This is a genomic window from Burkholderia sp. Bp8992, assembly GCF_003853705.1.
Classification (GTDB): Bacteria; Pseudomonadota; Gammaproteobacteria; order Burkholderiales; family Burkholderiaceae; genus Burkholderia.
The window spans coordinates 1-23958 of the sequence record NZ_QTQI01000025.1 but is presented as its reverse complement, the minus strand read 5'-3'; the positions used below and the strand labels follow the sequence as shown (position 1 = coordinate 23958).

26 protein-coding genes are annotated in these 23958 nt (G+C 67.4%); 9 read left to right on the top strand and 17 right to left on the bottom strand.

Annotated elements, in window-relative coordinates:
- Positions 1 to 10: 10 nt before the first annotated feature.
- Genes fliJ through fliF form a run of 5 tightly spaced genes read right to left on the bottom strand, consistent with a single transcriptional unit; the run spans position 11 to position 5431 of the window.
- A complete protein-coding gene (gene fliJ, locus DIE03_RS29280; protein ID WP_124455738.1) occupies positions 11 to 469 on the bottom strand; it encodes a flagellar export protein FliJ in 459 nt (152 codons plus the stop codon).
- Positions 470 to 474: 5 nt separating this feature from the next.
- Positions 475 to 1974: a flagellar protein export ATPase FliI gene (fliI, locus tag DIE03_RS29275; RefSeq protein ID WP_409364439.1), complete on the bottom strand. Its 1500-nt coding sequence runs from the start codon at positions 1972 to 1974 to the stop codon at positions 475 to 477.
- Positions 1975 to 2006: 32 nt separating this feature from the next.
- Positions 2007 to 2690, bottom strand: a complete 684-nt coding sequence (fliH, locus tag DIE03_RS29270) for a flagellar assembly protein FliH (protein ID WP_124455736.1) — start codon at positions 2688 to 2690, stop codon at positions 2007 to 2009.
- Positions 2683 to 3678 (bottom strand): flagellar motor switch protein FliG, encoded by a 996-nt coding sequence (gene fliG / locus DIE03_RS29265; protein WP_124455735.1) that lies wholly within the window; start codon positions 3676 to 3678, stop codon positions 2683 to 2685. Before fliG ends, fliH begins: the two co-directional genes overlap by 8 nt.
- Positions 3668 to 5431 (bottom strand): flagellar basal-body MS-ring/collar protein FliF, encoded by a 1764-nt coding sequence (gene fliF / locus DIE03_RS29260; RefSeq protein ID WP_124455734.1) that lies wholly within the window; start codon positions 5429 to 5431, stop codon positions 3668 to 3670. Before fliF ends, fliG begins: the two co-directional genes overlap by 11 nt.
- 249 nt (positions 5432 to 5680) lie before the next feature.
- On the opposite strand from fliF, the gene fliE reads away from it, so the two are divergent.
- The 6 genes from fliE (at position 5681) to DIE03_RS29225 (ending at position 9705) form a co-directional block, all read left to right on the top strand.
- Entirely contained in the window at positions 5681 to 6025 is a 345-nt protein-coding gene (gene fliE / locus DIE03_RS29250) for a flagellar hook-basal body complex protein FliE (protein ID WP_034190274.1), read from the top strand.
- A gap of 162 nt (positions 6026 to 6187) precedes the next feature.
- On the top strand, positions 6188 to 6622 hold the full coding sequence (gene fliS / locus DIE03_RS29245; RefSeq protein WP_124455733.1) for a flagellar export chaperone FliS: 435 nt from the start codon (positions 6188 to 6190) through the stop codon (positions 6620 to 6622).
- Positions 6619 to 6951: a flagellar protein FliT gene (locus DIE03_RS29240; RefSeq protein WP_124455732.1), complete on the top strand. Its 333-nt coding sequence runs from the start codon at positions 6619 to 6621 to the stop codon at positions 6949 to 6951. The genes fliS and DIE03_RS29240 overlap by 4 nt, the downstream gene beginning before the upstream one ends.
- 69 nt (positions 6952 to 7020) lie before the next feature.
- Positions 7021 to 8388, top strand: coding sequence for a flagellar hook-length control protein FliK (locus DIE03_RS29235; protein ID WP_124455731.1), 1368 nt, complete (start codon positions 7021 to 7023; stop codon positions 8386 to 8388).
- Positions 8385 to 8702: an EscU/YscU/HrcU family type III secretion system export apparatus switch protein gene (locus tag DIE03_RS29230; RefSeq protein WP_124455730.1), complete on the top strand. Its 318-nt coding sequence runs from the start codon at positions 8385 to 8387 to the stop codon at positions 8700 to 8702. Before DIE03_RS29235 ends, DIE03_RS29230 begins: the two co-directional genes overlap by 4 nt.
- A 268-nt stretch (positions 8703 to 8970) precedes the next feature.
- Positions 8971 to 9705 (top strand): PepSY-associated TM helix domain-containing protein, encoded by a 735-nt coding sequence (locus DIE03_RS29225; RefSeq protein ID WP_124455729.1) that lies wholly within the window; start codon positions 8971 to 8973, stop codon positions 9703 to 9705.
- A 65-nt stretch (positions 9706 to 9770) separates the two neighbouring features.
- On the opposite strand, the gene DIE03_RS29220 is transcribed toward DIE03_RS29225, so the two are convergent.
- The 9 genes from DIE03_RS29220 to DIE03_RS29180 all read right to left on the bottom strand — a co-directional run bounded on the left by DIE03_RS29220 (position 9771) and on the right by DIE03_RS29180 (position 18795).
- A complete protein-coding gene (locus tag DIE03_RS29220; protein ID WP_124455728.1) occupies positions 9771 to 10796 on the bottom strand; it encodes an XdhC family protein in 1026 nt (341 codons plus the stop codon).
- A 209-nt stretch (positions 10797 to 11005) separates the two neighbouring features.
- Positions 11006 to 11509: a hypothetical protein gene (locus DIE03_RS29215; protein WP_124455727.1), complete on the bottom strand. Its 504-nt coding sequence runs from the start codon at positions 11507 to 11509 to the stop codon at positions 11006 to 11008.
- Between the two features lie 541 nt (positions 11510 to 12050).
- Positions 12051 to 13457, bottom strand: coding sequence for an amino acid permease (locus DIE03_RS29210; protein WP_124455726.1), 1407 nt, complete (start codon positions 13455 to 13457; stop codon positions 12051 to 12053).
- Between the two features lie 230 nt (positions 13458 to 13687).
- On the bottom strand, positions 13688 to 14344 hold the full coding sequence (rqpR, locus tag DIE03_RS29205) for a response regulator transcription factor RqpR (RefSeq protein WP_124455725.1): 657 nt from the start codon (positions 14342 to 14344) through the stop codon (positions 13688 to 13690).
- A 7-nt stretch (positions 14345 to 14351) separates the two neighbouring features.
- Entirely contained in the window at positions 14352 to 15167 is an 816-nt protein-coding gene (gene rqpS / locus DIE03_RS29200; protein WP_124455724.1) for a quorum system sensor histidine kinase RqpS, read from the bottom strand.
- A gap of 417 nt (positions 15168 to 15584) precedes the next feature.
- Positions 15585 to 16355 carry a ferredoxin--NADP reductase gene (locus DIE03_RS29195; protein ID WP_034190283.1) on the bottom strand — a complete coding sequence of 257 codons (771 nt, stop codon included), beginning with the start codon at positions 16353 to 16355 and terminating at the stop codon, positions 15585 to 15587.
- Positions 16356 to 16619: 264 nt separating this feature from the next.
- Positions 16620 to 17435 carry an endonuclease/exonuclease/phosphatase family protein gene (locus tag DIE03_RS29190; protein ID WP_124455723.1) on the bottom strand — a complete coding sequence of 272 codons (816 nt, stop codon included), beginning with the start codon at positions 17433 to 17435 and terminating at the stop codon, positions 16620 to 16622.
- A gap of 5 nt (positions 17436 to 17440) precedes the next feature.
- Positions 17441 to 17929 (bottom strand): hypothetical protein, encoded by a 489-nt coding sequence (locus DIE03_RS29185; RefSeq protein WP_124455722.1) that lies wholly within the window; start codon positions 17927 to 17929, stop codon positions 17441 to 17443.
- Between the two features lie 146 nt (positions 17930 to 18075).
- Complete coding sequence (locus DIE03_RS29180) at positions 18076 to 18795, bottom strand: nitroreductase (RefSeq protein WP_124455721.1); 720 nt, start codon at positions 18793 to 18795, stop codon at positions 18076 to 18078.
- Positions 18796 to 19025: 230 nt separating this feature from the next.
- Between DIE03_RS29180 and DIE03_RS29175 the strand changes: the two genes are divergently transcribed.
- The 3 genes from DIE03_RS29175 to DIE03_RS29165 all read left to right on the top strand — a co-directional run bounded on the left by DIE03_RS29175 (position 19026) and on the right by DIE03_RS29165 (position 21712).
- Positions 19026 to 20006 carry an AAA family ATPase gene (locus tag DIE03_RS29175; RefSeq protein WP_124455720.1) on the top strand — a complete coding sequence of 327 codons (981 nt, stop codon included), beginning with the start codon at positions 19026 to 19028 and terminating at the stop codon, positions 20004 to 20006.
- Between the two features lie 122 nt (positions 20007 to 20128).
- A complete protein-coding gene (locus DIE03_RS29170; protein WP_124455719.1) occupies positions 20129 to 21238 on the top strand; it encodes an NAD(P)/FAD-dependent oxidoreductase in 1110 nt (369 codons plus the stop codon).
- A gap of 162 nt (positions 21239 to 21400) precedes the next feature.
- The gene (locus DIE03_RS29165) at positions 21401 to 21712 is read left to right on the top strand and encodes a high-potential iron-sulfur protein (RefSeq protein ID WP_021163765.1); all 312 of its coding nucleotides are present in this window, start codon (positions 21401 to 21403) and stop codon (positions 21710 to 21712) included.
- A gap of 214 nt (positions 21713 to 21926) precedes the next feature.
- Here the strand turns inward: DIE03_RS29165 and DIE03_RS29160 are convergent, their stop codons facing one another.
- The 3 genes from DIE03_RS29160 to DIE03_RS38580 form a co-directional block, all read right to left on the bottom strand.
- Positions 21927 to 22442 (bottom strand): hypothetical protein, encoded by a 516-nt coding sequence (locus DIE03_RS29160; protein ID WP_124455718.1) that lies wholly within the window; start codon positions 22440 to 22442, stop codon positions 21927 to 21929.
- Entirely contained in the window at positions 22439 to 23650 is a 1212-nt protein-coding gene (locus DIE03_RS29155) for a DUF6402 family protein (protein ID WP_124455717.1), read from the bottom strand. The genes DIE03_RS29160 and DIE03_RS29155 overlap by 4 nt, the downstream gene beginning before the upstream one ends.
- A gap of 117 nt (positions 23651 to 23767) precedes the next feature.
- The coding region (locus DIE03_RS38580; RefSeq protein WP_221623701.1) for a hypothetical protein at positions 23768 to 23958 on the bottom strand (191 nt) is incomplete at its 5' end.

Here is a 23958-nt window from a genome sequence, read left to right as displayed (position 1 = left end):
CGTTGGTCGGTTACGACGAGCGGGCCGCGTCGGCCCGCATGCGCAGGATCTTCGCGGCGTGTTCGTCGGCGTCGCGCTGTTCGCGCCGGGCCTCGCGCGTCGCTTCCTGCGCGACGCCGCGTGCCTGCAGGATTTCATACGAGCCGACGGTGCGTTTCTTCTGTTGCCAGTTCGGGCGCGCCTCGTCGATCCGGACTTCGGCGGCGGCCAGCACGTTGCGCTGCTGCGAGATCGCCGCGTCGAGCGTGTCGATGAACGCCTGGAAATTGCGCCAGTTGCCGGCCGGCATCCCGTGTTGCGCGGACTGCGCGAAGCGCGCGTGATATTCGTCGCGGTAGCGCAGCAGCGCGTCGAGCTGCTCGGCGGCCGCGGTGCGGTCGCGCTGGGCAGTGCCGAGCTGCTTCGCGGCCGAGTCGAGGTCGTCCTGCGCGCGATCGAGCAGCAGCTGAAGGGGAAAGCCGTGAGCCATTCGGGTCAGCCTCCGTAAGCGTCGAACAGCGCGTCGAGCGCAGCGAGGCTCGACGCGAACGGCGCGCATTCGCGAAAGCCCTGCTGCAGGAATGCCTCGATGCGCGGGTAGAGCGCGATCGCGCGGTCGAGCTGCGCGTCGCGGCCGGGTGCATACGCGCCGACCGCGATCAGGTCGCGATTGCGCTGGTAGCGCGACAGCATCTGCTTGAACTGCCGCACGTGGTCGAGATGGCCTTCGTCGATCAGCGCGGTCATCGCGCGGCTGATCGACGCCTCGATGTCGATCGCGGGATAGTGGCCGGCCTCGGCGAGCGCGCGCGATAGCACGATGTGGCCGTCGAGGATCGCGCGCGCCGAATCGGCGATCGGGTCCTGCTGGTCGTCGCCCTCGGTCAGCACCGTGTAGAACGCGGTGATCGAGCCGCCGCCCTCCGGCCCGTTGCCGGTGCGCTCGACGAGCGCGGGCAGCTTCGCGAACACCGACGGCGGATAGCCCTTGGTCGCGGGCGGCTCGCCGATCGCCAGCGCGATCTCGCGCTGCGCCATCGCGTAGCGCGTCAGCGAATCCATCAGCAGCAGCACATGCTTGCCCTGGTCGCGGAAATACTCGGCGAGCGACGTCGCGTACGCGGCGCCCTGCATGCGCAGCAGCGGCGACACGTCGGCCGGCGCCGCGACGACGACCGAGCGCGCGAGCCCGTCCTCGCCGAGGATCTGTTCGATGAATTCCTTCACTTCGCGGCCGCGTTCGCCGATCAGCCCGATCACGATCACTTCCGCGCTCGTGTAGCGCGCCATCGTGCCGAGCAGCACCGACTTGCCGACGCCGGAGCCGGCGAACAGGCCCATCCGCTGGCCGCGGCCGACGGTGAGCAGCGCGTTGATCGCGCGCACGCCGACGTCGAGCACGTGGTGGATCGGCTCGCGTTCGAGCGGGTTGATCGACGGCGCCGACAGCGGCGCCTCGACTTTCGCCGTGAGCGGGCCGAGGCCGTCGAGCGGGCGGCCCGACGCGTCCACGACGCGCCCGAGCATTTCCCAGCCGACCGGCAGCCGCTTCGCGCCCGCGAGCGGATCGGCGACGGGTGCGCTTTCGCGCGGCCACACGCGCGCGCCGGGCAGCACGCCTGCGACGTCGGTGGTCGGCATCAGGAACAGGCGGTCGCCGGCGAAGCCGACGACTTCGGCTTCTGCATGCGGCAGCGTGCTGCCGGGCGGCAGCTCGATCGTGCATTCGGCGCCGACCGACAGGCGCAGCCCGATCGCCTCGAGCACGAGGCCGGCCGCGCGCGTGAGGCGCCCGCACGGCCGCAGCGGCAGCGCGCGGTGGCTGCGCGCGCCAAGCCCGTTCAGGTGCGTGCGCCAGTGCGCGAGATGCGGATTGTGCGGTGCGCGCGGTGCGGCGCCGGCGGCGGCCGTGTGCGGCGTGGCGTCGTGTGCGGTGTCGTGCGCGGCAGCCGGCCCGAACGACGCGAGCGCGAGCTCGCGTTCGAGCGGCGTCATGCCGTCGTGCGCGAGCGCTTCGGGCGGCCGCGTCACCACGTGCTCACCTTGCCGATCGCGGCGGCGACACGCTGCCAGCGCGTGGGCAGCGTCGCATCGACCTCGCCGGTCGCGGCATGCGCGCGGCAGCCGCCGCGCTCGATCGATGCGTCGGTGCGCACGTTCCAGCCGAGCGTATCGAGATCGTCCTGCAGGTAGGCTTCGACGACGGGCAGGTCGGCCGGATTCACCGCGAGATGCGGTGCGCCGGACAGTGCCGGTTCGGCCGCGAGCACGTCGCGCACGGCCGCGACCAGCGCGGCCGGGTCATGCTTCACGTGCTGGCGCACGACCTGCTGCGCGATGTCGAGCGCGAGCTGCGCGAGGTCGGACGCGAGATCGTGCTCGACGCTCGACACGGCCTCGCGGAACGACGCGGCGAGCGCGGCGAGCTGCGCGGCCTGCTCGCGTGCGTCGGCCTGGCCGGCCTCGAAACCCTGTTCGCGGCCCTGCTCGAAACCGGCCTGGTAGCCGAGCGCCTGACCTTCGACGTGGCCGGCCGCATGGCCTTCGGCGTGCGCGGCGTCGCGCACGCGCTGCAGTTCCTCGGCGAGCGCGGCGGCAGCCGCCGCCGCGTCGTCGGGCGGCGGCGGGGGCGGCGGCGGGTCGAACGACGCCATCTCCCACCGCTGGTACGCGGTGAGGGTGCCCACGCGATCGCTCGCCGAATCAGACATACGCGTCTTCCGCCTTGCCGCCGATCGCGATCGCGCCGCTCTCGGCCAGGTTGCGCACGATCTGCAGGATGCGGCGCTGCTGCGTCTCGACGTCGGACACGCGTACCGGGCCGCGCGCGTCGAGATCCTCGGCGAGCAGTTCGGCCGCACGCTGCGACATGTTCGCGAGGAACTTCTGGCGCAGGGCCGGCGGCGCGCCCTTCAGCGCGATGATCAGCGTTTCCGACTCGACTTCCTTGAGCACCATCTGGATCGCGCGGTCCTCGAGGTCGAGCAGGTTCTCGAACACGAACATCTGGTCGATGATCTTCTGCGCGAGTTCGGCGTCGTACTGGCGCACGCTTTCGAGTACGCCTTCCTCATGCACGCTCGTCATGAAGTTCAGGATCTCGGCCGCGGTGCGGATACCGCCCATCGGGCTGCGCTTCAGGTTGTCGCTGCCGGACAGCAGGCCCGTCAGCACGTCGTCGAGCTCGCGCAGCGCGGCCGGCTGGATGCCGTCGAGCGTCGCGATCCGCAGGATCACGTCGTTACGCAGCCGCTCGGTGAAGCACGACGCGATTTCCGACGCCTGGTCGCGGTCGAGGTGCACGAGGATCGTCGCGATGATCTGCGGATGCTCGTTCTTGATCAGTTCGGCCACGGCGGCGGAGTCCATCCACTTCAGGCCCTCGATGCCGCTCGTGTCGCTGCCTTGCAGGATCCGGTCGATGAGCACGCCGGCCTTGTCCTCGCCGAGCGCCTTGGTCAGCACCGAGCGGATGTAGTCGCTCGAATCGAGCGACAGCGCGGTGTGCTGCTCGGCTTCCTTCGCGAACTCCTGCAGCACGCCCTCGACCTGCTCGCGCGTGACGTTCTTCAGCGCGGCCATCGCGGCGCCGATCTTCTGGACCTCGCGCGGCGCGAGGAACTTGAATACCTGCGCGGCCTCTTCCTCGCCGATCGACATCAGCAGGAGTGCGCTCTTGGTCAAGCCTTCAGCGTTCATCGGACACCCAGTTCTTCACGACGGTGGCGACGATCTTCGGATCCTGGCGGGCGATCGTGCGCGCGTAGTCGAGGTTGCGTTCGTAACGGTTCTTCTCGGTTTCGAAGCCGAGCAGCAGCGAGTCGGGCTCCTCCGCCTTCTCCAGCGCGGGCAGGCCGTCGAGCGCGACCGGATCGTCCGGCGCCGCGAGCGCCGGCGCGGCCGGCTCGGGCGGCGGGAATGCGCGGCGCATCGCCGGGCGCACGAACATGAAGTAGAGCGCCGCCGCGGCCGCCGCGATGCCGAGCCACTTCGCGGCTTCCTTCGCCATCGCGATCATGTCGGGCTGGCGCCACCACGGCAGGTCGGCGTACGGGTCGCTCGCGGTCGAGAACGCGCTGTTCACGACGTTCACCGAGTCGCCGCGCTTCTCGTCGTAGCCCATCGCATCCTTCACAAGCTGCTCGACCTGCGCGAGCTTGGCCGGCGGCAGCGGCTGCATCGTCACGTGGCCCTTCGCGTCGGCGACCGGCTGGTAGTTGACGACGACCGCGACCGACAGCCGCTTCACGTTGCCCATCGGCTGTTCGAGATGACGGATCGTCTTGTCGACTTCGTAGTTGGTCGTCTGGTCCTTGCGGTCGCTGACCGGCGTCGTCTGCGGCCCGTTCTGGCCGTTGCCGGCGACGACCGGCGCGGACGCCGGCTGCGGCGGCGTGTTCGACAGCGCGCCCGGCACGCCCGACGCGCCGCCCTGCGCGAGTTCGGTCGAGCTGCTGGTCTGCTGGCTGCGGATCGCGGACTGCTGCGGATTGCCGTTCGGGCCGTAGCTTTCCGACGTCTGCTCGATCTTCGAGAAATCGAGGTCCGCGCTGACCTGCGAGCGCGCGTTGCCGGCGCCGAAGATCGGCGCGAGGATCGCGTCGATGCGCTTCTGCGTGTTGTGCTCGACCTGCTGCACGTACTTGAGCTGGCTCGCGTCGAGGCCCGTGGCGGACGCGGTCTGGGTCAGCAGGTTGCCGTCCTGGTCGACGATCGTCACGTTCTTCGCGGGCATGTCGGGCACGCCGGACGACACCATCCGCGTGATCGCCTGGACCTGGCCCTCGTCGAGGACGCGGCCCGGGTAGAGGTCGACGAACACCGACGCGCTCGGCGCTTCCTTGTCGCGCACGAACACCGACGGCTTCGGAATCGCGAGATGCACGCGCGCGCCGCGCACGGCATTGATCGATTCGATGGTGCGCTGCAGCTCGCCTTCGAGCGCGCGCTGGTAATTGATCTGCTCGGCGAACTGGCTGATGCCGAATTTCTGGTTGTCCATCAGCTCGAAGCCGACCGAGCCGCCCTTGGGCAGCCCCATCGCGGCGAGCTTCAGGCGCGTTTCGTGCACCTGGCTCGACGGCACGAGGATCGCGCCGCCGGCGTCGGCGAACTTGTAGGGAACGTTTGCCTGCTGGAGCGCGGCAATGATCGCGCCGCCGTCGCGGTCCGACAGGTTGCTGTACAGCACGCGGTAGTCGGGGGCGCGGCTCCACAGCACGAGCGCGGTGATCGCGGCGATCGCGAACGCGACGGCGATCAGGAACGGCAGCTTCGGGTTGCCCTTCATCCGCGAGATGCCGGGAATGCGTTCCGCGAAGCCGCCCAGCCCGAAGTCAGCGCCGGCGACGCCCGCGCCCGGCAACGCGGCGGCCGCGGCGGCACCGGACGCCGGGCTGGCGAGGCCCGCGCGGGCGTCGGGGTTGATCAGCGAGTTGGCCTGCGAATCCATGCGTCGAGTTTCTCCGGAGCGGGACCACTGAGCTCGCTCGGACGAGCGGGCGGACAATGACACGATGCGATTATCGTGATCCGCGCCGCACTCCGATCGACCGAAAAGAGCGGGGTTTCCCCCGTACTTTCTCGGCTTTGACGCGCGGCGCGCTGCTATCCTTTTTCGCGATCCGGCATGGTGCGCGTGGTGCGGCGCCGGCGGATCCGCCCGGTACGTCCGGGTCTCTTCTCTCAGCCTGGGGACAGCATGACTGCGAACGTCAGCGGAATCGGTTCGGTGTTGCAACAGATGCAGTCGATGGCCGCGCAGGCGTCCGGCGGCGTCGCGAGCCCGACGGCAGCGCTTGCCGGCTCGGGCGCGGCGACGGCCAGCACGTTCGCGAGCGCGATGAAGGCGTCGCTCGACAAGATCAGCGGCGACCAGCAGCACGCGCTCGGCGAGGCGAAGGCGTTCGAGGTCGGTGCGCCGAACGTGTCGCTGAACGACGTGATGGTCGACATGCAGAAAGCCAACATCGGCTTCCAGTTCGGGCTCCAGGTCCGCAACAAGCTAGTGAGCGCTTACAACGACATCATGCAGATGTCGGTGTGACAGGCGGGCCGGGCGGGGCCGGTGAACCGGCTTTTCCGCGCCCGGCGGCCGCCGCGTGCGCCTAAAGCTTTTCAAATCCCTTCCGATAACTCCGGAGAAGGCCGCGCCGTGCGATGCACGGTGGCGGCGACCGTATAGCCAAGGCAGAACAAGGAGAAGCGCATGTTTTCCCCAGGACACGCTGGAGCCAGTGCCTATGCGCGTGTCGGCGTCGAGACGGGGGTGATGGGCGCCTCCCCGCACCGGCTGATCGCGATGCTGTACCAGGGCGCGCGGCAGGCGATCGCGCTGGCGCGCATGCATTTGCAGCAGGGCAACGTGGCCGCGCGCGGCGAAGCGATCAGCAAGGCGATCCGGATCGTCGAGAGCGGGCTGCAGGCCTCGCTGAACCGCGACGCAGGCGGCGAGATCGCGGACCGGCTCGACGCGCTGTACGCGTATATCGGCCGGCGCCTGATGGACGCGAACGCGCAGGCGAGCGACGCGATGCTGGTCGAGGTCGACAGGCTGCTCGCGACGCTCGAGGAAGCATGGACGGGCATCGGCCCGGAAGTCGCGCGGATGGCCGCGCAACAGGCAGCGGACGCATCACGATGAATCACAAGGCCGAATACTTCGCACGTTACGAGGCGCTCGCCGCCGTGTCGGGGCGCATGCTGTGCGCCGCCCGCGACGCCGACTGGAGCGCGTTGCCGGGGTTGCAGGCCGAATTCATGCAACTGGTCGACGGGTTGAAGGAAGCCGATCCGGGCGTCGCGCTCGACGAATCGGATCTCGGGCGCAAGCTCGGCCTGATCCGCCGCATCCTGGCCGACGACGCGGCGATCCGCGATCTCGCGAGCCCGGACGTCGCGCGGTTGTCCGCGCTGTTCGAGGCGCGGCGCTCGACCCAGGTATTGACCGATCTCTATCGGGCGCGCGGGTAGGGCCCGTTTTCGGGGCCACGCAAGTGCGTTCCATAGGCAAACACACCCTAGGGTGAGCAGGCTCCGATCATGACCGGTATCGATTCCGTTGCGGCCGCGCTGCTGGCGAGCCGCCTCGACAGCCTGCTGACCGACACCGTCGCGGCGCCCGCCGGCGGCGGCGCGACCGCGCAGGTCGGCACGCCGGGCGCCGGCGCGTCGTCCCCGCCGCCGGCCGGCAGCCCGCCGGCCGCGCCGCCGGCCTCCACGCAGACCGCACTGTCCGAGGTCGGGCGCGTGCTCGACGCGATTTCGCGCGCGGGCGGCGATGCGACGCCTGCGATTGCCGGGCGCACGCCGCTGCTGGCCGATCCCACCGTGCTGCTGACCGATCCGGCCGCGCCGGCGCGCGTTCCCGCTACACCCGCGCCGGCTGCATCCGCGCCGGCTACGTCGTCCCCGCCTGCCTCCGCCGCGGCATCGTCCGCCGCGGCTGTACGCGAAGCGGCCGCGCCGCTGCCGGTCGCGGCGCTGCGTGCGGCGCTCGCGCAGGCCGTGAGCGAGAGCGGCCTCTTCTACGAATCCCATCTGGCGCAGTGGCTGGCCGGCCAGCGTCCGCTCGCGGCGCTGATGCGCGAGCCGCAGGCACGCCTGACGTCCGCCCTCGCGCCGGCCGACCGCGATGCTTCGCCGCCCGGCTCGACCGATGTGCTCGACGAACTGCTGGCGCAGCATTCGCCGCTGCCTGCGCCCGCGCGGGCGGCCGCGCAGCCGGGCACGCCGGCCCAGGGCGGCGCACCGGCTCGCGATCCCGCGCAGGCGATGCCGGCGGCGGCCCGGCAAGGCGGATCGTTGCAGCCCGATCCCGCTGATCCGCTGGGTGCGCATGCCGACATGCGCTGGACGCCCGCACGTGCCGACCTGGCTGCCGCATCGTCCGATCCGCAGGCGCAGACCCTCGCGACCGTCCATCCGGCCGCCGTACCGATCGTCAGGCAGCAGCTCGATGCGCTCGCGACCGACCAGTTTCGCTGGACCGGCGAGGCGTGGCCGGGTGCGCGGCTCGACTGGACGATCGAGCCTGACGAACCGGGCAACCACGGGGCGCGCGGCGGGGGCGACGACGCGGGCGACGGCATCGCCTGGCGCACGCGCCTGACGCTGACGCTGCCGTCGCTCGGCACGGTCGATGCGGAACTGGTGCTGAACGGCGAGCAGCTCGTCGCGCGGCTGCGCGCGAACCAGACGGGCGCCAACCGCCTCGCGCGCAACGAGGCCGCGTTGCGGCAGCGGCTCGAGGGATCGGGGCTCAAGGTCGGCGGGCTGTCGATCCGCGCGGTCGACGACGGGCCGGACGGCTTCGACCTGTTCGCGGCCCAGGCGGCGGCGGCCGCCTATGCGCGCGGCGCGGCCGGTGCCCGGCCGGCGCAGGCGGCCGACGACGAGGCGCCGCGATGAGCATGACGTCCCGCAAGCGCGCGGCGGCGCTCGTCTACGACCCGAAAGGCGGCGACACGGCGCCGCGCGTGGTCGCGAAGGGTTACGGCCTGCTCGCCGAGATGATCGTCGCGCGTGCACGCGATGCGGGGCTGTACGTGCATACGGCGCCGGAGATGGTGTCGCTGCTGATGCAGGTCGATCTCGACGACCGGATTCCGCCGCAGCTCTACCAGGCCGTCGCGGACCTGCTCGCGTGGCTGTACGCGCTCGATCGCACCGATCCCGCGCCGGACGGCGCCGCGCCGCGTTTTCCGCTGCCGCCGTTGCGCTGACGGGCCGGCATCACGCGGTTTCTTACGCAATGCTGTCTCGGCCTTGCAAGGTCGTTCTGATGGTATTTGTCTTCGATCAGTCGGCATTTCATCGCAACGCGAGCGCATCGTGCGCGTTTCTCCGCGCATCCGGCCTGCCGCCGGCGATCCCGGCGGATTGAGCTCGCAATTGATTTATGTAATGATATCCATTCTCATTTTCATGTTGCTCGGCCGGCGCGCATGCATTGCGCGCCGGCCGTTGTTTTGAACGAATGGATACTTCCGCGTGAACGCGCCCGAAACGATCGACCCGCCCAAGGCGGGCATGCCGCGCGCCGGCGTCACCGTGCTGCACCCGGCGGGCCGCCATTTGAGCGACGACGAGCTGGCCGCGCGCCGCCAGCGCTCGCGTCGCGCCACCTTCATCAAGTGGCTGCGCAAGGTGCACGGCTGGGTCGGGCTGTGGGGCGCGGTGCTCGGGCTGCTGTTCGGCGTGACGGGCGTGCTGCTCAATCACCGCGCGCCGCCGCTGAAGATCCCGACCGGCGAGCCGCAGGTCGAGGAGATGCAGGTCGCGCTGCCGGATCCGGTGCCGAAGACGCCGGCCGCGATGACGAAGTGGCTGCAGCAGGAGCTCCATTTCGACGGCAAGCCGGGCCGCATGCGCAAGGAGCCCGCGCAGGCCGTCGCGTGGGGCGACAAGCGCGTGATGCAGCCCGAACACTGGCAGTTCGGCGTGTTCGGTCCGCACCAGAACCTGCAGGCCGAATACTGGGTCGGAAACGGCTACGTGTCCGTGAAGCGCACGGGCAATACGTTCCTGACGACGCTGAACAACCTGCATCGCGGCGTCGGGATGAACCTCGGCTGGGTGCTGCTGATGGATACGATCGCGGGGTCGCTGATCCTGCTGTCGCTGACCGGCGTGCTGCTGTGGACCGAACTGAACAAGCGCCGTACGGTCGGCGTCGTGCTGGTGGTCGGTTCGGTTGCCGCCGCGCTTGCTGCCGGCCTGACCTGACCTGACCTGACCGGCACGCGCGCCGGGCCGCAGCCGGCGCGATCGTCGTTGGCTGCCGCGGCGGATCAGAGCCCGCAGGTCGCGCCGCGGTTCGCCGCGATCTCGCGCGCGGCCTTCGCGCCTTCGACCTGCAGGATCGTCGGCAGCGATACGTGATTCTTCGCGGCGGTGATCTCGGCGAGGATCGAGATCGCGATTTCCGGCGGCGTCCTGCTGCCGATGTAGATGCCGGCCGGCCCGTGCAGCCGGCCCAGTTCCGCTTCGCTCAGGTCGAATTCGCGCAGCCGCTCGCGCCGCGCCGCATTGTTGCGCCGCGAGCCGAGCGCACCCACGTAGAACGCGGGCGTCTTCAGCGCCTCCATCAGCGCGAGATCGTCGAGCTTCGGATCGTGCGTCAGCGCGATCACGGCCGAACGCGCGTCGAGCTTCATGTCGAGCACCGTATCGTCGGGCATCGTGTGCACGACGCGCGTGCCCGGCACGTCCCACGCATCCGTGTATTCCTCGCGCGGATCGCACACCGTCACCTGGTAGTCGAGCCCGACCGCGATCTGGCACAGATAGCGCGACAACTGGCCGGCGCCGATCACGAGCATCCGGTAGCGCGGCCCGTGGATCGTCACGAGCCGCTCGCCGTCGAACGCGAGAGCGTCGGTCGCCTGCGCGGGCGACAGCGACGCGCGGCCGGTCGCGAGCGTCATCGTGCGCGTGACGAGGCGGCCGGCCTCGACTTCCGCGCACAATGCGGAAATCCCGCTGTTGCGCGTGAGCGGTTCGAGCACGAGCTGGATCGTGCCGCCGCAAGGCAGCCCGAAGCGGTGCGCTTCCTCGGCCGTCACGCCGTACTTGAGCGCTTCCGGGCGCGCGTCGGCCGCGATCCCGCTCGCGTGCACGCGGGCGATCAGGTCGTCTTCGATACACCCGCCGGACACGGAGCCGACCACCAGGCCGTCCTCGCGTACCGCGAGCATCGCGCCTTCGGGGCGCGGCGACGAGCCCCACGTCTTCACGACCGTCACGAGCAGCACGCGGCGCCCTTCTTCGAGCCAGCGCGCGCTGGACTTCAATACATCGAGATCGACGCTTTCCATCATCTTCTTCCTGTTGCCGGGCGCGCCCGCCGATGCGGGCCGCGGTTCGATGGCGCGATTATGACCCGGCCGCGGCAAGCGTGCAGGCAACGGGGGGCGCGCAAAACGGGGAAGGGCGCCGTACAGCGGCAAGGAAGGCGGGCAGGACGGCCCGTGACGGGCCGTCGGCAGGTTGCCGGGCGGAGGCATCCGCCCGGCGGGGCGATGCGTCAGAGCGAGCCCAGGTACTGCGTCAGGTTGCGGATGTTGTTGTCATACGCGTTCGGCGAGCCAAGCTCGACGCCGCCGCTGCGCACGTAGTACTCGAACGGCACGGAGCGCGTGCCGAAGAACGGCAGGAAGTTGTCCGGCTGCAGCGTCGTGCCGTTCAGGCCGATCGCCCAGTTCCTCGACTTGTACAGCTCGAGATCGCGGATCGTTGCCTGGACCAGGTTCGTCTCCGACGCGCGAATCGCGGCGATGCGCTGCGTCAGCGTTTCGATGTTCGCCTGGTATGCGCTCGGCTCGCCGACCGAGACGCCACGCGCGCGGACGTAGTAGCTGAACGGCAGGTTGCGCTCGGTGAAGAACGTCAGGAAGCCGTCCGGTGCCAGCGTATCCCCGTTCAGCCCGATCGCCCAGTTCTTGCTTTGATAATCCTTCAGCCCCGCAATCGTCTGGTTGGCCGCGCTGATTTCGACCTTCGCCGTGACGTTGACCAATGTATTGCTCATGAAAGACCTCTCTGGTTCTTGTTGAACTTCGGACAGGTGCAGCGACATGCCTCCGGATGGAGGCAATACGATACCAGCGACCGGATTAACCGGTTTAAATTGTTTTATTTAAAAATGTGCTGAAAATTCTTTTTTGAATGCGCGATGAATTTCCGTTTAATGAAAAATCGATCCGATGAAATCGATTGCAGCGCGCCGCGCTCCCGCTGCGGCGCATACCCCGTCTGGTCCGGGCTGGACGAGGCACACGGCCAGCCGACTTGAATACTAGTTTGGCCGATGCAAGAGTTCAATGCTGGCCGAGATATTATTTTCTGCTATTCATATTCAATTCGATCGTGTTGTATTTTTAATCGATCGACTTTGTGATCGGGGTTGAATATATCGGCATTCGAAAAACGGCAAATTAAAATCGGAATTACCGTGTGGATCGTTGCACGAAAAGCAACGTGGCGCGTGGAGCAGGGGGAAGGGAGGGGGAATGCGGGGCCGGTATCCGGCCCCGCGGGTGCGCACCGTGCCGTGTGCGGCACGGCGGCGCTCAGTGCGCGTCGTGGTGACCGTGCGCGAGCTTCGAGTGATGTCGCGAGTACAGGAAGTAGATCACGAGGCCGATCACGAGCCAGATGCCGAATGCGGCCCATGTGACGGGTTGCAGGTTCAGCATCAGGAACAGGCACGCGGCGACCGCGAGGATCGGCACCACGGGCACGCCCGGGCAGCGGAATGCGCGCGGCAGGTCGGGATGCGTGCGGCGCAGCACGAGCACCGCGATCGACACCATCGAGAACGCCGCGAGCGTGCCGATGTTGATCAGCTCGGCGAGCACGTTGAGCGGCACGAGCGCGGCAATCAGCCCGAAGAACAGGCCGACGAGCCAGGTCGTCAGGAACGGCGTCGCGTAGCGCGGGTGCACGCGCGACAGCATCGCCGGCAGCAGCCCGTCGCGCGACATCGCGAAGATCACGCGCGTCTGGCCGTAGCTCATCACGAGGATCACGGTCAGCATGCCGAGCACCGCGCCGAGATCGATGAAGCCCGCGACCCACTTCTCGCCGGCGATCTGCAGCGCGTACGAGATCGGGTGCGAGATGTTCGCGTACTGGGCCGCCGGCACGATGCCGGTCGCGACCGCGGCGACCGTCACGTACAGCACCGCGCACACCGCGAGCGACGCGATGATGCCGATCGGCAGGTCCCGTTTCGGGTTCTTCACTTCCTCGGCCGCCGACGACACCGCGTCGAAGCCGATGAACGCGAAGAACATCACGGCTGCCGCGCCGAACACGCCGTTCCAGCCGTGCGGCATGAACGGCTTCCAGTTCGCGGGCGTCACGTGGAACAGGCCGACCGCGATCACGAGCAGCACGACCGACACCTTGATGAACACCATGATGTTGTTGATGCGGGTCGACTCGCGGATGCCGATCGACAGCAGCGTCGTGATCACGATCATCACGAGGAACGCGGGCAGGTTGAACCACGTGACGACGCCCGGCACGGCGCCGGGCGCGGCCGTCAGCACGGCCGGCAGCGACAGCCCGAAGCCCTGCAGCAGCGACTGCAGGTAGCCCGACCAGCCGACCGACACGGCCGACGACGCGAGGCCGTACTCGAGCATCAGGTCCCAGCCGATGATCCACGCGACGAGCTCGCCGAGCGTCGCGTACGAATACGTGTAGATCGAGCCGGCGACGGGGATCGTCGACGCGAACTCCGCATACGACAAGGCGGCCAAGCCGCACGCGATCGCGGCGATCACGAACGACAGCATCAGTGCGGGGCCGGCTTGCACGGCGCCGGTGCCGGTCAGCACGAAAATGCCGGTGCCGATGATCGCGCCGATGCCGAGGAAGGTGAGGTCGATCGCGCCGAGCGCTTTCTTGAGCCCGGCGGCGTGTGCGCCGGCGATCATTCGATCGACGTTTTTCTTGCGGAAGAGGGACATTGCGGATGAATCGCCAGCACGCGCAGGCACGGCGCGCCGACTAAGTAAAAACCCATAATTTTAGCCGATTTGGCGTGCAAGCCCTGCTGCGGTGCAGCGGCGTGCCGCGGAATCGGCCGATAAAACAAGCGCTTGCGCGCGAAACGGGCGGGGGTTGAAGGCGACGCGGCGTGCGCCGCGTCATGGAATCGGACGAATCCGAGTATTCGGGCGAAGGCGAGTCGCGCCAGTCAGGCGCCGGCCGTGGGCGCCATGTCGACGAGCCGGTTGCTCATCACGTAGAACGTGAGTTCCGCGTTGTTCGACAGCCGCATCTTCTCGAGCAGCCGCGACCGGTACACGCTCACCGTCTTCACCGACAGCGACAGCGTGTTCGCGATGTCGGTGAGCCGCTTGCCCGACGCGAGCATGCAGAGCGTCTGGTATTCGCGGTCGGACAGCTTCTCGTGCGGCAGCGGCTCGTTCTCGAACGACACGTATTCGGCGAGCGCCTCGGCCATCGCGGGGCTCACGTACTTGCGGCCGGCCGCGACCTGCTGGATCGCGCCGATCATCTGCGCGGCGTTGACCGTCTTCGACAGGTAGCCGGCCGCGCCGGCCTTCAGCGCGCGCACCGCGTACTGGTCCTCGCGGTACATCGAGAACATCAGCACCGGCGTGCGCGACAGCTTGCGCTTGAGGCGCTTGAGCACCTCGATGCCGTTCGTATCGGGCAGCGAGATGTCGAGCAGGATCACGTCGAATTCCTGTTTGTCGACGGCCGCCATCGCGTCGCCGCCGGTTTCGGCTTCGGTGACGTCGCGCGCGATGCCGCGGTCGATCAGCAACTGGCGAATCCCTTGCCGGACGATCGCGTGATCATCCACGAGCAGGATGTTCAGGCTCATGACGACCTCACGAAAGCGACGCGCGGCGGGCCGCGACGGGCACCGCGAGCAGCGAATCCCACGCGAAGCGCGCGACGACGCGCGTGCCGCGGCCGGTTTCCGGCGTGGCCGTCTCGAAGCTGCCGCCGAACGCCTCGCAGCGGGCGCGCATGCCGGCGAGGCCGTAGCCACTGCGGCGGCTGCGCGCGAAACCGGTCCCATCGTCGGTGACCATCAGTGACAGATGCGTGCCGTCCGTGACGATCCGTACGTCGACGGACGTCGCGCGGGCGTGCTTCGCGACGTTCGACAGCGCTTCCTGTGCGACGCGGAATACCGCGAGCGCGCTGGCGCCGGCGATCTGCGTGAGGCGCGCGTCGGCCGCACACACTAAGCTCGTGCGCAGGCCCGTGCGGGCCGCGTGCGTGTCGATCCACGACGACAGCGCGCCGATCATGCCTGCGTCGAGCGCCGGCGTGTCGCGTTCGTCGATCAGCCGGCGATTCGCGTCGGTGGCGGCGTCGAGCGCCTGCTGCGCCAGCGCCAGCGCGCGCAGGCAGCCTTCCGGCGCATCGGCCGGCAGCCACGTTTGAACGTTTGCGAGTGCGAAACGCGCGGCGGTCAATTCGGCGCCGAGCCCGTCGTGCAGCTCGCCGGCCAGGTGGCGGCGGGCCGCTTCGTCGGCGGCGAGCAATTGGGCGGACAGGGCTGCGATCCGTGCGGCGGAGGCGTCGCGTTTCGACGCGGTGTCGGCAACGGGCGGAGTAGCGGCGCAGCTGTGCACTCGCTGCCGCGAAGGGAACGGGGCGTGGGCGCCCGAGGGCGCGTTAAGCGACGTATCCATGACTCTCCCTGCTGTCAGAAAGCGGTTCAGACACCGGCTGGCTGCGTGGATCGGCTGCCGTTTCGATGACGGTCGCCGCCAGAGAATCGCGCCATGCCGAGGTAACAAAAGTTACATCTTGTAACACTTGCATCCGACCCTTCCACTCTCGTTCAAACGGCAACCATGCGCGCCGAATAATATCTCAAAATTTCTGAAAAGATCATGTCGGGCGGACATTTAAGGGTAAATGTGAATAATCGGAATGAACCTGTTGTAGGAAAAACACTGACACCCGAACACCCGGCGGTGACGTATCCAAATGTAACTATTTGAGATGAGATGGTCCCAGTTTGTTACGAATTCGCCAAGTCCGGACGAAAAAAAACCGGAGCTTTCGCTCCGGTTCTTTGATGCGGCACAAATTTCGGGGGCAGATCAGTCCACGAAGGCGCGCTCGATCACGTAGTGGCCCGGCGCGCTGTTCTTGCCTTCGACGAGGCCGGCCTGCTTCAGCAGGTCGGTCGTGTCCTTCAGCATCGCGGTGCTGCCGCACAGCATCACGCGGTCGTTTTCCGGCGAGAACGGCGGGACGTCGAGATCCGTAAATAGCTTGCCCGTCGCGATCAGGTCGGTGATCCGGCCTTCGTTGTCGAACGCTTCGCGCGTGACCGTCGGGTAGTAGACGAGCTTTTCCTTGATGATGTCGCCCAGGTACTCGTGGCCCGGCAGGTCGTGCTTGATGTAGTCCATGTACGCGAGCTCGCCCTTCAGGCGGCACGTGTGCGTCAGGATCACCTTGTCGAAGCGCTCGTAGATCTCCGGATCGCGGATGATCGACATGAACGGCGCGAGGCCCGTGCCCGTCGACAGCATCCACAGCGTCTTGCCCGGCAGCAGGTTGTCGGCGACCAGCGTGCCCGTCGGCTTCTTGCCGATCAGCACCGTGTCGCCCACCTTCAGGTGCTGCAGGCGCGACGTCAGCGGGCCGTTCTGCACCTTGATGCTGAAGAATTCGAGATGCTCTTCGTAGTTCGGGCTGACGATCGAGTAGGCGCGCGCGAGCGGCTTGCCGTCGACCTCGAGGCCGACCATCGTGAATTCGCCGTTGTTGAAGCGCAGGCTCGCCTCACGGGTGCAGGTGAAGCTGAACAGCGTGTCGGTCCAGTGATGGACGGATTGGACGGTGGCGGTGTCGTATTTGCTCATGGCTTTGAAAACGGACGCGCGTAGCGGACGCGTGTAACGGGCCCAAAAACGGGCAAAAAACCGAGTGCGACGGCCCGATCGCGGATCGGCCGGCCGGCGCGTCGGACACGCGCCTTCTCGATGACAGACGTTTGAGGAACTCGTTATTTTACCCTGTGGGCGCGAATCGCGGGCTTGACCCGCGTGGCCGCGCGGATTTGGCGCAACAAATCCTTGCAACGAGCTTTCAGTGATCGGCCGCGCGCCGCCCGGTACCGGGGAACGTCATTGCGGATCGAGGCGCAGGCGCGCGATGTACGGCAGGTGGTCCGACAGCCACGCGGCCTCGCCGGCGGGCGCGCGCCATTCGAGCGGCGTCAGGCCGCGCACGAACATCTTGTCGAGCGCGAGCGCCGGCGAGAACGCGGGGAACGTGCGGCCCGATTCGCCGAGCAGCGTCGCGACCTCGGACATCCCGATCTCGCCGAACAGCGCGACCGAATCGTTGCGCCAGTCGTTGAAGTCGCCGGCGAGCATCAGCGGGCCGTCGCCCGCGTTGCGCACGATCCAGTGCGCGATCCAGTGCATCTGGCGCAGCCGCGCGGCGCGCGTGAGCGCAAGGTGCGCGCACAGCAGCGTGACCGGGCGCGCACCCGCGAGCGTCGCACGCGCGACGAGCAGCCCGCGCCGCTCGAAGCGGTGCGCGGAGATGTCCCAGCGGCCGCCGAGGTCGAGCGGATGCGGCGACAGGATCGCATTGCCGTGCCGCCACGACGGCTTGAACACGTTCGGCCCGAGCGCGATCTGCCAGTCGAGCGCATGCGCGATCTCGGTGGCCTGGCAATGCCACACGTCGTCGACCGCGTCGTCCATCTGCGCGCCGAAGCCGGGCGCGAGCACGGGGCGCGGCATGCGGCGCGCCATCGCTTCCTGCAGGAAATACACGTCGGCGTGCGTCGACTGCATCCAGTTGCGCATCGCGTTCCACGCGGTGAAGCCGAGCGGCGAGCGGCCCTTGTGCAGGTTCCAGCTGACCGCGGTGATTTCGTCGGGCGCGGCGTGCGGTTCGGCGAACGGCAAGGACAGGGCGTCGGCGGACATGACGCTCAGTCCTTCGCGACGTGCGCACGCACGCGGTACACGAGATGCGGATGCTGATCGACGAGCGTCCAGTCGGTCCATGCATCGCCGCCGACCGTCAGGCCGGGGTGGCTCGCGACGATCTGCCGCGGCGACACGGGCACGCACGGATCGCTGCGCGTCGCGCTTTCGTCGTCGAGCGTTTCCTGCACGTCGAGCGCAAGCGATACCGTGTTCGCGCCGGTGTCGACGGCGAGCGGCGCGACGGTGACCGAACGCGTGCGCTCGGTCGGCACGACGCGCGCGGCATTGCCGCAGCCGACGGGCACGGCGGACGGATAGCGATGGGTGTCGGTGCGGGACTGGCCCACGGTGGTGCGCTGCTGGAATGTGTCGATCGTCTGACCGTCGCGCTGCACCTGGATTTCCCACGCGACGGAGGCCGGCGCGGGGCTTTGCGCATGGGCGGCGAGCGCGACGCTCGCTAGCAGGACGGCCAGGCCGTGTTTCAGCATGAAACGTCTCCGGAAACGCGCAATAGCGGGGAACGGACGCACATCTTACGCCCGATCGATTTCGATCGTGATGTGACAGGACCGGCGGCGACAGGTTCGCCGCACGATTCGGTCCTGTTCAAAAGGTAGGGCCGTGCCGTGCATTTTCAAGCGAAGAAGCGCGCGAACTCGGCGACGGGCGCGCGCTCGGTGACGAGGCGGTTCTCGATCGCGTCGGGGTCCGCATGGCCGAGCGACATCCCGCAGACGAGCTGTTCGTTGGGGGGGATGCCGAGGTGGTCGGCGACGATCCGGTGAAACGGCACGAACGCGGCCTGCGGGCAGGTATCGAGCCCGCGTGCGCGCGCGGCCGTCATCACGCCCTGCAGGAACATCCCGCAGTCGAGCCAGGCCCCTAACGTCATCACGCGGTCGAGCGTGAAGAACAGCGCGACCGGCGCATCGAAGAAACGGAAGTTGCGCGCGTGCTGCGCGTGCATGCGCGCCTTCTCGTCGCGGCCGATGTTCAACAGCCCGTACAGGTCCCAGCCGACCTTGCGGCGCCGGTCGATATACGGCGACACCCATTCGCGCGGGTAGTAGTCGTATTCGGCGACGTACTTCTCGTCGCGCGCGGGATCGTCGTACGCCGCGGTGAGCGCGGCGGCGAGCGCATCGCGCGTGGCGCCCGTCGCGACGTACACGCGCCATGGCTGGATGTTGGTGCCCGACGGCGCGCGGCTCGCGGCTTCGAGGATCGCCTCGAGCGTGTCGCGCGGCACGGGTGTCGGCAGGAAGGCGCGGATCGCGCGGCGCGACGTGAGCGCCGTGTCGACGGCGTCGATCGCATCGGCATCGACGCGCGGGGAAGCAGCGGGGACGGACATCGGCATACCTTTCGGGCATCGCGCGACGCGCCGTGCGGGCGCCGTCGGCAACGCCGGCGCGGCGGGTGGGTGAACCAACGATCATACGCCGCGGCGCGCGGCCGTGCAGCGCACGCGAAGTGTTAGCAGCAGACTCGCGCGGCTGCTTGCTTGCGCGGGAATACTGGATCGCTACACTGAAATCGTAAGGGTCTGATGAGTGTGTGACAGCGAGTGCAAGCGAGGTTGGTATGACGACGGCGATGGTGAAACAGGAACTGGCGGTGGCGTCCTTCAGCACGGTGTACGACCTCGAGCAGGTCGAGGCCGCGCTGAGCGACCTGAACGAGAGCGCGAGCGATGCATTGCGCGCCACTTACGAGCGGATGCTCAAGACGGGGAATCTGCGCTTCTGCGTGAAGCCGAACCGGATGCCGTCGTTCGACGAGCTCGGCGAAGCGTTGCCGAATTTCGGCGAACCGCTCGACGACGTGCGCAAGCAGGTCGCGTTGTGCCTGGAGACGGAAGACCGGCTCGAACTGATGCCGATCCTGCTGCTCGGGCCGCCCGGGATCGGCAAGACGCATTTCGCGAAGGCGCTCGCACAACTGCTCGGCACCGCGTACCACTACGTGCCGATGAGTTCGCTGACGGCCGGCTGGATCCTGTCGGGCGCGTCGTCGCAATGGAAGAACGCGAAGCCCGGCAAGGTGTTCGAGGCGCTCGTGAACGGCAGCTACGCGAACCCGGTGATCGCGGTCGACGAGATCGACAAGGCCGGCAGCGATGCGCAATACGATCCGCTCGGCGCGCTGTATGCGTTGCTCGAGCACGACACCGCGCGCGCGTTCGTCGACGAATTCGCGGAAGTGCCGATCAATGCAGGCAACGTGATCTGGATCGCGACGGCGAACGACGCGCAGGCGATTCCGGAGCCGCTGCTCAACCGGATGAACGTGTACGAGATCGCGCCGCCCGATGCGGCCGGCGCGCGCCGGATCGCGCAGACGATCTACGACGAGATCCGCACGTCGCATGCGTGGGGGCGGCGCTTCCCCGACATGCTCGGCGACGACGCGCTCGACGTGCTCGCCGCGACGCCGCCGCGCACGATGCGCCGCGCACTGCTGCATGCATTCGGCGCGGCGCGGCTCGACGGCCGCGATGTGATCGCGCCGCGCGACATCCGCGCGGACGAGGGCGCCGCGAAGCGCCGGCCGATCGGCTTCTGACACGGCGGCGCGCGCACGGCCGCAGCGTGCGCGCGCCGCGCTGCGGATGCGTTCGGCAAGCGGGCGAACCGGGACGTACAATTCTCTTCTCTCCCTTCGACGCGTTAGCGGCGCGAAATGTCATGGAGCAGATGGATTGTGTCGTGATCGGCGCAGGTGTCGTCGGTCTGGCGATTGCGCGGGAACTGGCCGCGCGCGGACGTGAAACGATCGTGCTCGAGGCGGCCGACGCGATCGGCACCGGCACGAGTTCGCGCAACAGCGAAGTGATTCACGCGGGGCTCTACTATCCGCGCGGGTCGCTGAAGGCGACGTCGTGCGTGCATGGCCGCGACATGCTGTATGCATTCTGCGAGACGCATCACGTGCCGCACCGGCGCACGGGCAAGCTGCTCGTCGCGACGAGCGCCGCGCAGGTGAAGCAGTTGAAGGCGATCGCCGCGCGCGCGGCCGAAAACGGCGTGCTCGACCTGCTGCCGCTCACGCGTGCGGAGGCGCAGACGCTCGAGCCCCAGCTCGAATGCGTGGAGGCGTTGTTCTCGCCGTCGACGGGCATCGTCGACAGCCACCAGCTGATGCTCGCGCTGCTCGGCGACGCGGAACGCGACGGCGCGATGTGCGCGCTGCAATCGCCGGTCGAATCGATCGACGTGCTGCGCGGCGGGCGCTTCGTCGTGCGCACGGGCGGCCACACGCCGACCGAGATCGAGGCCGCGTGCGTGATCAACAGCGCGGGCCTCGGTGCGCAGGCGCTCGCACGCCGCACGCGCGGGCTCGATCCGCGCTGGGTGCCGCCGCTCTATCTCGCGCGCGGCAATTACTTCAGCCTGTCGGGCCGCGCGCCGTTCTCGCACCTGATCTACCCGATGCCCGATCGCGCGGGGCTCGGCGTGCACCTGACCTTCGATCTCGGCGGGCAGGCGCGCTTCGGCCCGGACGTCGAATGGTGCGACTCGCTGCGCTACGAAGTCGATCCGGCGCGGGCGACCGCGTTCTACGCGTCGATCCGCGCGTTCTGGCCGGGCCTGCCCGACGACGCGCTGCAGCCGGCGTACGCGGGCATCCGGCCGAAGCTCGCGGGGCCAGGCGAGCCGCCGGCCGATTTCATCGTGCAGGGGGCCGCGCAGCATGGCGTGCGCGGGCTCGTGAACCTGTTCGGCATCGAGTCGCCGGGGCTCACCGCGTCGCTCGCGCTCGCGCAGCGCGTGGGCGAGATGACGTCGCGTGCATGACGCATCCGGCTCGCGCCCGCGCGGGCCGGATGCGTGAAATTCCCGTGTGAAATCCCTTATCTCCGGCATTTCGGCGCGCACATTTATGCGCTTGAGCGTTATTCTGTTGACGGGCTGTCGCCAGAACAGCTTTCAAACCGATAACGTTGGAGCGAGTCCCCCATGAAAACATCCCGTCGGAGTTTCCTGATTACGAGCATTGGTGCCGTGTCCGCGCTGGCGCTGTCGCGCGAAGCGCTGGCCGATGCGCCGATGCTGTCGGAGACGGATCCGACCGCCGTGGCGCTCGGCTACAAGGCCGATGCCACGAAGGTCGACAAGACGAAGTACCCGAAATACGCAGCAGGCCAGGATTGTGCGGCCTGCATGCTGTACCAGGGCAAGAAGGGCTCGGCATCGGGCCCGTGCGGCGCCTTCCCCGGCAAGCAGGTGTCGGCGAAGGGCTGGTGCAGCGCTTTCTCGAAGATGGGTTGAGTCCGTGCGGCATCGTGCGATGCCGCATTGTGGCGAAAACCGCAAAACGCCCGCCGTCGAAAGATGGCGGGCGTTTTTTAATGCTTGAAAACGGTTCCGGCGTGCGAAGTCTCGCTGCCTCGACGCGCGGTAGGGCGACGCCGTTCGGGAGCGCTCTGCTCAGTGCGAAGATTGCTGGCCGGTGCGACCGTCGCTTTCACGTATCCCGCACACCTTATGGAAGCTGCGTCAGGATTCGATCGTAAAGGGACGGCGGGAGCTTGATCGTCTTGAGGATATCGCCTTCTGGGTAGATCAATGCGTCGCGTGTCCAAGTCAGGCTGACCAAGACCCCGGAGGCGTCGTGGTAGGTTCGCTCGGCAATGACTCGCATGTTGTCGCTGCCATACAGCCTCAGAATGATCGTATCTCTGAAGTAGCAATATTTTGCGAGATAGCGGCCGTCCGGTGAGTATTCGGTCACCTGATCCCGCGGGCCGCAGGCTGCCCGCAATCGCGCTTCATGCCAGTAACGCCATGCAACGCCTAGCACGATCAGGGCAGCGAACGTGACGGCGATGCGCCGGATCGATAAGAGGAACATTCGGCCGGCTCGCTGCGTTCGGCCAGCGTCACCCGACCAGATAAAACGTAGCGCACGAATCATTGCGATCGATGCAATCACGACGGAAATGCTCGCCAGTAACAGAGCAAGCGTACCGATACCAATGGATTCTGCGGCAGCACTCACGAAAACTCGATCTCGATGGGGTGAGAGAGGGTTACGCAGCGATAGTCCGAGAAGATGACGAAATCGCCGCCGCGCTGGTGCCGTAGCTGCCACTCACGAAACGACTTGTTTCTGATCGGATAATAGATATTGTCCCGAGACCGCTTGCCTTCGACGACGACGGGATAGTCCAACCAGCGAATGCCGGCAATTCCGGCCGCAGCCGCTGCCGGTACGAGGACAACACGCTTGTGATTCCAGTGCCCAAGATACTGCGACTGTTCGTCGGTCCGGTCGGAAAACGTATAGTTGTCGCGTACGTAAAGGTAAATCGACGTGACCGTGGCGCGACGTGCCCCACGGTCGAATTCTGCGTAGGCGACCGCCGCATAGATGTTGAACGACCCCAGCGCGCCGGTCAGGTCATCCGGTAAGCCGCTGTTGGTCAGCCGTTTCAGAATGAATTCGTCGAGCTTTTGGCCGAACGTACTTTCAACGCCGGCGAACTGAAACTGGAAGCGTTTGTGCAATTCCGCCAGATTTCCGTTGCAAAGCGCAAGCGCGTCGATCGTCGTGTCCGGCGTTCTGACACGGGACAAGCACTTGTGAAGTGATTCGACAGCCCGTGGCGTAGTGAGTCGCTCACGTTGTTGAAGCGCCATATATTGCGCCTCCGCGCGAGCGTATTTGAGAACCCATTCGAGCTTGACGGATTTCATGTCGTACATGTCGGGGGGATAGGGTTGGCCATCCTGGTTGATGCATAGTGCCTCGTCCCTGTCGGTCCGCGAATAGTTCAACGCGCCGGCGAACCACCTCTCCATCAGCCTCGCGGATACCGGCATCAGCAGTCTGCGCATTGCTCCGGGGATTTCCTGGATATCCAGTGGCGCGATCGTTTGTTCTTTTTTTTCGTTCTCTGCCGGTGAAGCGGGCGCAGGGCGTGTCGGCTCTTGCGGCGTGTCGAGCCATTTCTTGAATCGCCCCAGAGCCTCGGCAGCAGCCATGAGGGCGTCGAGGGCGTTGTTCGCGCGATCTTCGCGAGTCAGGCGCTTGACGGGCTGCCGGGCAGGTTTGGAGGGCTTGGGAGCAGAAGGCAAAGGCGGTGGTGCGTTGTTCATCGATAGCTTGGCTTCGTGAACGACTTCGCAGCCGTCGATGCCTTCGCGTCGAGCCCATTTCCATAGCAGCCGGTTCGCCTTGTAATAAGGTATTTTGTCGTTGTCCATGATGGTGCCCGAGCAAGATTGTTGTGACCGGCCAACGTTCCGATGTGTCGGACATCGTGTGATCCGGCGCGTGGAATGGCATCGGCGAAAGTTAATGGAAAGGAATGGCTCGGGAAATCAGACAAGGACGAAAGCGTTATCGTCGCGCGACTGACACGGAAGGCGAACGGAGGGATCCGTTGTACGGCGGGTGTCCTCGAAGGAGCATGCATGCACGATCGTGCGATGCCGCATTGTGGCGAAAACCGCAAAACGCCCGCCGTCGAAAGATGGCGGGCGTTTTTTAATGCTTGAAAACGGTTCCGGCG

Bases quoted from the DNA above. Each gene is read 5' to 3' on its own strand.
- fliI (WP_409364439.1), bottom strand. From the start codon at position 1,974: ATGACGCCGCTCGAACGCGAGCTCGCGCTCGCGTCGTTCGGGCCGGCT.
- DIE03_RS29195 (WP_034190283.1), bottom strand. From the start codon at position 16,355: ATGAGCAAATACGACACCGCCACCGTCCAATCCGTCCATCACTGGACC.
- DIE03_RS29240 (WP_124455732.1), top strand. From the start codon at position 6,619: ATGAATCACAAGGCCGAATACTTCGCACGTTACGAGGCGCTCGCCGCC.
- fliG (WP_124455735.1), bottom strand. From the start codon at position 3,678: ATGAACGCTGAAGGCTTGACCAAGAGCGCACTCCTGCTGATGTCGATC.
- DIE03_RS29180 (WP_124455721.1), bottom strand. From the start codon at position 18,795: ATGTCCGTCCCCGCTGCTTCCCCGCGCGTCGATGCCGATGCGATCGAC.
- rqpS (WP_124455724.1), bottom strand. From the start codon at position 15,167: ATGGATACGTCGCTTAACGCGCCCTCGGGCGCCCACGCCCCGTTCCCT.
- DIE03_RS29215 (WP_124455727.1), bottom strand. From the start codon at position 11,509: ATGAGCAATACATTGGTCAACGTCACGGCGAAGGTCGAAATCAGCGCG.
- fliF (WP_124455734.1), bottom strand. From the start codon at position 5,431: ATGGATTCGCAGGCCAACTCGCTGATCAACCCCGACGCCCGCGCGGGC.
- fliE (WP_034190274.1), top strand. From the start codon at position 5,681: ATGACTGCGAACGTCAGCGGAATCGGTTCGGTGTTGCAACAGATGCAG.
- rqpR (WP_124455725.1), bottom strand. From the start codon at position 14,344: ATGAGCCTGAACATCCTGCTCGTGGATGATCACGCGATCGTCCGGCAA.
- fliH (WP_124455736.1), bottom strand. From the start codon at position 2,690: ATGTCTGATTCGGCGAGCGATCGCGTGGGCACCCTCACCGCGTACCAG.
- DIE03_RS29175 (WP_124455720.1), top strand. From the start codon at position 19,026: ATGACGACGGCGATGGTGAAACAGGAACTGGCGGTGGCGTCCTTCAGC.
- DIE03_RS29220 (WP_124455728.1), bottom strand. From the start codon at position 10,796: ATGGAAAGCGTCGATCTCGATGTATTGAAGTCCAGCGCGCGCTGGCTC.
- DIE03_RS29210 (WP_124455726.1), bottom strand. From the start codon at position 13,457: ATGTCCCTCTTCCGCAAGAAAAACGTCGATCGAATGATCGCCGGCGCA.
- fliS (WP_124455733.1), top strand. From the start codon at position 6,188: ATGTTTTCCCCAGGACACGCTGGAGCCAGTGCCTATGCGCGTGTCGGC.
- fliJ (WP_124455738.1), bottom strand. From the start codon at position 469: ATGGCTCACGGCTTTCCCCTTCAGCTGCTGCTCGATCGCGCGCAGGAC.
- DIE03_RS29230 (WP_124455730.1), top strand. From the start codon at position 8,385: ATGAGCATGACGTCCCGCAAGCGCGCGGCGGCGCTCGTCTACGACCCG.
- DIE03_RS29170 (WP_124455719.1), top strand. From the start codon at position 20,129: ATGGAGCAGATGGATTGTGTCGTGATCGGCGCAGGTGTCGTCGGTCTG.
- DIE03_RS29155 (WP_124455717.1), bottom strand. From the start codon at position 23,650: ATGGACAACGACAAAATACCTTATTACAAGGCGAACCGGCTGCTATGG.
- DIE03_RS29235 (WP_124455731.1), top strand. From the start codon at position 7,021: ATGACCGGTATCGATTCCGTTGCGGCCGCGCTGCTGGCGAGCCGCCTC.
- DIE03_RS29165 (WP_021163765.1), top strand. From the start codon at position 21,401: ATGAAAACATCCCGTCGGAGTTTCCTGATTACGAGCATTGGTGCCGTG.
- DIE03_RS29190 (WP_124455723.1), bottom strand. From the start codon at position 17,435: ATGTCCGCCGACGCCCTGTCCTTGCCGTTCGCCGAACCGCACGCCGCG.
- DIE03_RS29185 (WP_124455722.1), bottom strand. From the start codon at position 17,929: ATGCTGAAACACGGCCTGGCCGTCCTGCTAGCGAGCGTCGCGCTCGCC.